This is a genomic window from Paenibacillus sp. TAF43_2, assembly GCF_052113545.1.
Classification (GTDB): Bacteria; Bacillota; Bacilli; order Paenibacillales; family Paenibacillaceae; genus Pristimantibacillus.
In genome coordinates, this window is the sequence record NZ_JBFRDK010000030.1 from 38870 (window position 1) to 46098 (window position 7229).

Here is a 7229-nt window from a genome sequence, read left to right on the forward strand (position 1 = left end):
CTGCTGTCTCCAATCCGGCACTATAGGCTCCAATAGTCGTATCCGTTTTGCTCGAATAACCGCTTATCAAATACGCCTTTTATATCAACCAAAAACTTCGTTTTGTTGTCGTCATACAGCTTGTCAAAATCCTCAACATTCATCTTCGTAATTTGACTGTGGGGAACCGCTACAATAACAACATTCAACCCGCATAATTCCTCAATGTCGCATAGCTCGATGCCATACTCACCATAAACCTGCTGCTTGTCCACATTTGGATCTGCCACAAGTGTTGTTATCCCGTACTCTTGAAGCTCTTCGATAATGTCTGTCACCTTCGTATTGCGAATATCGGAGCTGTCCTCTTTATAAGAAAAGCCAAGAAAGCCTATTTTGGCTGTATTTATATTTACCTTCTGCTTAACAAGCCTCTTAATGATTTGCTGAGCGACATACTTGCCCATCCCATCGTTAATTTGGCGTCCCGCTAAAATAATTTTGGAATGATAGCCGGTATCCTCAGCCTTATAGGTCAAATAATAAGGATCAATTCCGATGCAATGACCACCAACCAGCCCAGGGCTAAAGTTAAGAAAATTCCATTTGGTGCCTGCTGCTTGCAGCACAGCTTTTGTATCAATGCCCATGCCATTAAACAGCATGGACAACTCATTCATAAAAGCAATATTTACATCTCGCTGTGCGTTTTCAATGACTTTTGCAGCCTCAGCTACTTTGATGCTCTCCGCCCGAAATACGCCTGCATCAATAATCAGCTCATACATGCTCGCGACAGTTTCCAGCGTCTCCTCGTCCATACCGGACACGATCTTCGTAATGTTCTCTAGTCGATGAACCTTGTCACCGGGATTGATCCGTTCAGGCGAATATCCTACCTTAAAATCGACGCCGCAAACAAGACCCGACTCTGCCTCCAAAATCGGAATACATATTTCCTCCGTCACCCCCGGATAGACGGTCGATTCAAACACAACCATTGCACCAAGCTTGAGCTTCTTGCCCACCATTTGACACGCACTCTTCACATAATTCAAATCCGGTATATTACCGCTTTGAATCGGTGTAGGCACGGCCACAATGAAGAAATAAACATCTTTAAGCTCATTCAGATCTGAAGTAAAATGCGCTTCAGTATTTTTGAGCACATCACTGCCTATATCGCCGGTTGTATCGATCCCGCTGCAATATTGTGCAATCTTATCTTTATTAACATCAAAACCGATCACGTCCACTTTTTTCGCAAAAGCTACTGCAATCGGCAATCCGACATAACCTAATCCAATGACCGCTATTTTCTTCTGCCTTGTAACGATTTCCTCGTATAACGTCATATGTCATCTCCATCTAGTAAGAAAAAGTTATTTTAGAGACATTTGCGACATGGGAACGAATGCATAGCCCTTGCTTTTCAGCTTCTCAATAACATCTGGCAGCGCCTCAATCGTATGAATGTTATCCAGCATGTGCAGAAGAATAACACTCCCATCAACGGTTTGATCCAAAACACCCTTCACGATATGGTCGGCGTCATTGGCAGAGTCCCAGTCGAACACCGTTACGTCATACATCGCAATGGATGTGTAGCCTGTTGCAGCTACAATTCTCGCCCGCTCATCATCAATCTCACCCGTCGGGGGTCTAAATAACATGGTAGGCTGCTGCTGAATGGCTTCGGTTATCACTTGATGAGCTTTGACGACTTCCTCTTGCAATTGCTCAGGCGTTAACTTAGTAATGACAGGATGACTGTACGTGTGATTAGCAACATCATGTCCAGCTTCCGCTATCGCCTTAGCTAAATTCGGATTTTTCTCTACCCCGTTGGCACGCAAGAAGAATGTAGCCTTCACGTCATGCTTTTCCAAAATATCAAGCAGCTTTGTAATCGTGTAGTCGGTACCCCAATCATCAAAGGTAAGTGACACAACCTTCTTTTTATTTTCCCAGTTATAAATAAGCTTGTAGCTCGATTGTTTGTCGTTTAAATTTTTTCGAGCAGCGTCAAATCCTGGTATTTGCTCAAGCGGTTTTCTCTCTTGTCCACTGCTTACCAGCTCTTTAAGCGGAACGAGCTTGTAGCCGACCTCGGCCGCTGCCTTCGCAATAAGCGGTATCGATTCTAGAACCTGTCCATCCAGCTCCGTATCCAAGGCAATAATGCCGCCCCGGGTCACATATTTTCGAATATAGTCCGCTTTCTCTTGCTCCGATTCCTGCTGCCATTCATGCAAATTAAGACTGTAAGATACAACAGCCGAAAGCCCGCTCTGCGCTGCCGCCAGCTGAACGGTATCATTGTAATCGCCGGATCTCGTCCGCATATATTGAGGCTTTACTCCCAGCTCCCTCTCGATCACTTCGTTGCTGACATTGATCTCTTTAAACACTTGCTCATAGCTTAAATGAGTTAGATCGAGCCGACTAAGCGTGTTGTTCTCAATGCCATGACCTCTGGCCAAAATCTCCTTGGCGATTTCCGGCTCTTCAGCCACCCTCATGCCCGGCAAAAAGAAGGTCGCCTTAATCTCGTAGCGATCAAGTTCATCAAGCAGCTTGGTCATCAGACTCTCATCACCCATACCATTGAAAGTAAGGGACAATTCCTTTTTTGTCGTATAGACAAATGGAATCACTTTACTCTTTTCACCGTTTGCAGGCGCGACAGGCTTTTCCGTCTCTATTGGTTTATTCTCTTCGCCCGAATTGCCGCTGCTTTGAAACAAAGCGCACCCTGTAACCGAAAGAGCCAACAACACGAACATCAGGAATATAATGACAGGATTCTTTTTTTTATTCGTTAAAAATGGCATCTGTTTCTCCTTTATAGCTTGATTACCCATTAATTAAGATTTCGAATATGTTTTTCCAAAATAAAAATAGTAATTTCCAAAAAATTCCGAATATTCAATACAAAAAAAGACTCTATCACAAAAATAGTGACTACGAGTCTTCAACTTATCATACAATTTTAGCACAGCCGAAGACTTACACCTGCATGTAATTGGTACCAATTTTGTTTAGTGCTAATTGTCCTAATTGGTGATTATGACTATTCTGGCATCCAAACTTGTTTCTCCGTATGCACCGTCTGTCCCGAAGCCATTGCTTCCCCCATAAGGAGCGCCAAATAGTGATCTTGTGCTGCTTCTGCCAGGCTATAGAAGGAAGCTCCTTTACCGGAAGCGAGCAGCCCCATTCGGAGCAAACAAGTCGCAATTGCGATCTCGTCATCACTAAGCCTTGCGGGAGCAACTGGATTCTGGTAAAGCCATTCGCCATCCGCAATAACCCCGCGATGATAATAACCTTCCAAATTCCCGTGCTGACCGGTATCGACTCTGCGAAGCTCCGTATGAATGGGTGTGGCGTAATCTTTTAAATAACTGACTTCTGAGTCTACTAGCTCACCTTTACTGCCTCTTACGAGCATGCGGCTGCGCCGTATCCAAGAGAAGTATTGATCTCCCGTAAAATCATATACAGCCAGCTTGTCGCCAAATCGGAGCGTTGCAATTCGCTGCACAGATTGTACCATTCGTTCTTCAAGCGGATCACCTTGTCTGCTCGGCCCTTGCATGATCTGAGATTCAAAGGTCTGTCCGATGATGCTGGCATGCTCGAACCCGACGCCAAGAAGCTGTCTAATTAAGCTAATCCCGTGATAGTCATGGGCAGCAGATACCTGTGCTTGCGATACTTCACCCAGCTTCCCGGAGCGGGCAATCTGAATCCGAGCCGCATGCATCGGCTGAAATAAATACTGTTCGGCTACTTGCACCATTGCATCCTTAGGCAGCGATTGATACAGGTCTGTTAGTGCTTCCAAATCAGCAGCCGGAGGCGTCTCTGCCAACACTGGAATTTGCCGTTCAGCTAGCTCTTGGATAATAGCCGGAGCCGCTGTTCGCGGGACAGATACGACAGCAAAGCTGAACTGCTTGGACTCAGCCGTAAACTGATCCATATTGCGAACCGTACGAATGCCCCATTTTGCCTCCAGCAGCCGCCCCTTCTCCTCGTCACGAACAAGTATCGTATGAATGTTGAATTTCTCCGGCAATGCTTTGGCGATACGTATGTAAAACTCTGCGCGCCAGCCTCCGCCAACTATTCCAAAGCTAATAATAGACATCGTGAACCAGCCTCCTGGATGTAATCCGTTTTCGTCATAATGATCATTATAAAAAAGAAAAAGATCTCAACACGTGAGATCTTCTTTACGCAGTGCGGAAGGTTCCAGTTGCCTTTATTTCCTCTTGAACACCTGTATAAGCTTGCAGCTTGCCATGGTAAACGAGCTCCAGCAGCGTTGTATTCTCCAAATCAGCAGGTGTTACGAACAAGGAAGGTTTATTAACAAGATTCACGCCGCTTTCCTCAAAAACAGAGGCTACAAACTGTGAGCAAAAGTATGCGTACTCTCGTTTCATCTCAATATTAAGCATGATGCCTAACATGCCAAGCAAATTGTATTTATACTGATCGCGATTTTTCTCCATGTAATGAATTTGATTTCGTATGTTTATATAGGCGCAATGACTAATCGTACATCTATACAAAGCGCAGGTTGAGTTCTCAAAAAACTCGCCTCGTACATCCTCTTTCACAAATCCCGCAAAAAATGGGTTGTTCGGATTTTTTCTGCCAAAGCTATAAACCTCATTCAAGTCTCTGTCAAATGCRATTGAAGCGTGATTCAGCATATTTTTAGTGTACCATCTAATTGTCTTGGAAAATAAGGTTCCCGTATTCGTTAAGAGAACATAAATTTCAACATCTCTATTCATGCCATACTACCTCCACATTAAAGAACTCTCATCTAGGTATTAACTTTAATGCAGGAGAACTAAATTCTAAACCTGCTCAGGTAATAGATTCATCCCCGACCTAAGTCCAGTTCTGTAAGCATAGCGTGACAGAGGATCATCTACTAACTTCACCTATTTTTATAACCTTAATCCATTTTACTGGATTTCCTGCTTTTACTCAATACAGACTTCGTTTTTTTCTTCCTCATGCTTAAAAATATGTTAAGATTTTCTTTTTCCAAAAATGATATAGTAGGAAAAGATTGACACCGTTCATATACTATTTATATGCATCAAATCTTAATTTAGTATGGTCGTTTGGCTTACATTCTATTGCAGCGGAGGACATTTAAATGGAATGGTTTACTCGCTATACCACACAGCTGGAACTTGTTTATGCCAAAGCCGAAGAACGTATTGCAGCTTTCCCCGCACCGCTCGGCAGCCTTGGTCTAGCCTATGCGCATAAGTTCAATCCGGTGAAGCATGACAGTAACAAGGATTACATATGCAGCCTTCTCCCCTTCTGGATGAAAGAGCCGAGCGGAATTAATGATTCGCAATGTGAAGCGCTCGCATTAGCTAATGTATATGGAATGCTCTATTTTTTTATTCAGGATGACGTGATGGACAGCAAGCCGGCATCCAATTGGAAGGAACAGCTTGCTCTTGGCAACCTGCTCATGCTCGAAATGTTCCGTGTATTCCGTGAGCTGTTCCCTTCAGCTTCACCATTTTGGGCGTATTACGACCATTATGTAACAAACTGGGCCGAAAGTGTAACCAACGAGGATCGCGATGATTACTTTATAAACGACCCCATCCGCACAGCTGGCAAAGCAGGTCCCGTCAAAATCGCCAGCACTGGCGCACTGTTGTTAGCAGGACGGCCAGAGCTCATTGCCAAGATGGAGCTCGCCATCGATATTGTGCTGATGTCGCTTCAGATGTCTGACGACTATCAGGATTGGAAAGAAGATCTGGCTGAAGGCAGCTATAATGGCCTGCTTGCGATGATCGCCGCAAATAGAACTGCGGAAGATTCCTTAACTGAGCAAAAGGTTGAAAATGAAATCTTTATTCGAGGATGCCTCGGACCTTATGTTCAGCTTGCAATTGATAATGAAAAACGACTAATTGAATTGGAAGCGGGATCTAGTGAGCTAGTCGCATTCCATAGTTTTATACTAAAACATTTGAACCATACCCATGAGACGATAGAATCAAACAAAAAGTTGCTGCTAGAGGGCGGATTTAACTACTTTTTGTCTAAAATTTCAGTTTAACAGGTACAATATAATCTATTAATTGTCGAATAATTGAAAATTCATATAGAATTTGTCGAACGGGCATGATAGACTGAGTATGGTAAACTTATACATATTCGGAAGGGTGATTATTGTGTCCAATGTACAATCGTTAAAAGAACAAATCATTCAAAAAGCTTGGGAAGATGCCGAATTCAAGAAACAACTTATCGCCAATCCGAAAGATGCAATAAAAGAAGCTTTCGGAATCGATGTTCCGGATACAATCGATGTAGAGGTTGTTGAAGAATCGGCTAATAAATACTACTTGGTGCTTCCTGAAAACCCTAAAGCTTTAAAAAACGCGGATCAATTAAACGCAGCAGCATGGGAATAAATTCAAAAAAAGCGCTAGTTGCTCATTGGAGAGCAGCTAGCGCTAATTCTTTACTAGTGGAATATGAATAATAGCTTCAGTTCCTACTCCTTTCGTACTAATAAACTCAACCTTCCCTTGCATAATTTCAATAATTCGGAAGGTCACCATCAAACCCAAGCCTGTTCCTTTTGTTTTCTTTGAATAATAAGGCTCCCCCAGCTTTTTCAAATCAGCTTCATTCATCCCCTCGCCATTGTCTTTAATGCAGATGACAACGTTTTGAGATTCATCCTGATAAGCTCGAATGATAATGATCCCTTCTGTATGTAATGCCTCAATGCTGTTTTTAATAATGTTGATAAGCGCTTGTTTGAATTTAGATGAATTACCACGAACATATAAATCAGAACCTAAATCAACCTTTATGACCCCGCCCTGCATCGTTGCTAGTGGCACTAGTATTGCCTCTATTTTCTTGATTTCTTCGGCTATATTCAGCAGTGTCGTATTTTCAAGCTGAGGTTTAGCAAACGTTAAAAAATCCGTTATAATGTCTGAAGCTCGGTCGAGCTCATCGATGGCTAGCACCATATAACCCTTTTCTTTATCGTTTGTCGATTTTTCTCCGAGCAACTGAAGAAACCCTCTTGTCACCTGCAGCGGATTACGGACCTCATGTGCTACTGAAGCAGCCAATTGACTGATGATTTCCATTTTTTCTGATCGTTGCAGTTCATTATTAAAAACCTCAAGCTGCTTCGAATAGCTAACAACCTGTTCGTAGTTTTGTAA

Annotated in this window: 7 protein-coding genes; 2 read left to right on the plus strand and 5 right to left on the minus strand. The window is 43.0% G+C overall.

Translation table 11 applies throughout. The features are described from left to right. Positions 1-20: 20 nt before the first annotated feature. The 4 genes from AB4Z17_RS09330 to AB4Z17_RS09345 all read right to left on the minus strand — a co-directional run bounded on the left by AB4Z17_RS09330 (position 21) and on the right by AB4Z17_RS09345 (position 4790). Complete coding sequence (locus AB4Z17_RS09330) at positions 21-1334, minus strand: nucleotide sugar dehydrogenase (RefSeq protein ID WP_441959435.1); 1314 nt, start codon at positions 1332-1334, stop codon at positions 21-23. 27 nt (positions 1335-1361) lie between these two features. Continuing rightward, a complete protein-coding gene (locus tag AB4Z17_RS09335) occupies positions 1362-2813 on the minus strand; it encodes a polysaccharide deacetylase family protein (RefSeq protein WP_441959437.1) in 1452 nt (483 codons plus the stop codon). A gap of 239 nt (positions 2814-3052) precedes the next feature. Then, the gene (locus AB4Z17_RS09340; RefSeq protein WP_441959439.1) at positions 3053-4135 is read right to left on the minus strand and encodes a Gfo/Idh/MocA family protein; all 1083 of its coding nucleotides are present in this window, start codon (positions 4133-4135) and stop codon (positions 3053-3055) included. A gap of 85 nt (positions 4136-4220) precedes the next feature. Continuing rightward, positions 4221-4790, minus strand: a complete 570-nt coding sequence (locus tag AB4Z17_RS09345; RefSeq protein ID WP_076269627.1) for a hypothetical protein — start codon at positions 4788-4790, stop codon at positions 4221-4223. Between the two features lie 374 nt (positions 4791-5164). Here AB4Z17_RS09345 and AB4Z17_RS09350 point away from each other — a divergent pair, with 374 nt between their 5' ends. Together AB4Z17_RS09350 and AB4Z17_RS09355 are read left to right on the plus strand one after the other, a co-directional pair. Then, a complete protein-coding gene (locus AB4Z17_RS09350) occupies positions 5165-6097 on the plus strand; it encodes a hypothetical protein (RefSeq protein WP_441959440.1) in 933 nt (310 codons plus the stop codon). A gap of 115 nt (positions 6098-6212) precedes the next feature. Beyond that, complete coding sequence (locus AB4Z17_RS09355; RefSeq protein WP_441959442.1) at positions 6213-6455, plus strand: NHLP leader peptide family RiPP precursor; 243 nt, start codon at positions 6213-6215, stop codon at positions 6453-6455. Positions 6456-6497: 42 nt separating this feature from the next. Here AB4Z17_RS09355 and AB4Z17_RS09360 read toward each other — a convergent pair. Beyond that, positions 6498-7229: ATP-binding protein (locus AB4Z17_RS09360; RefSeq protein ID WP_441959443.1), on the minus strand; the 732-nt coding region annotated here is incomplete at its 5' end.

Coding starts and splice junctions, on each gene's coding strand:
- AB4Z17_RS09330 (WP_441959435.1), bottom strand. CDS start 1,334: ATGACGTTATACGAGGAAATCGTTACAAGGCAGAAGAAAATAGCGGTC.
- AB4Z17_RS09335 (WP_441959437.1), bottom strand. CDS start 2,813: ATGCCATTTTTAACGAATAAAAAAAAGAATCCTGTCATTATATTCCTG.
- AB4Z17_RS09340 (WP_441959439.1), bottom strand. CDS start 4,135: ATGTCTATTATTAGCTTTGGAATAGTTGGCGGAGGCTGGCGCGCAGAG.
- AB4Z17_RS09350 (WP_441959440.1), top strand. CDS start 5,165: ATGGAATGGTTTACTCGCTATACCACACAGCTGGAACTTGTTTATGCC.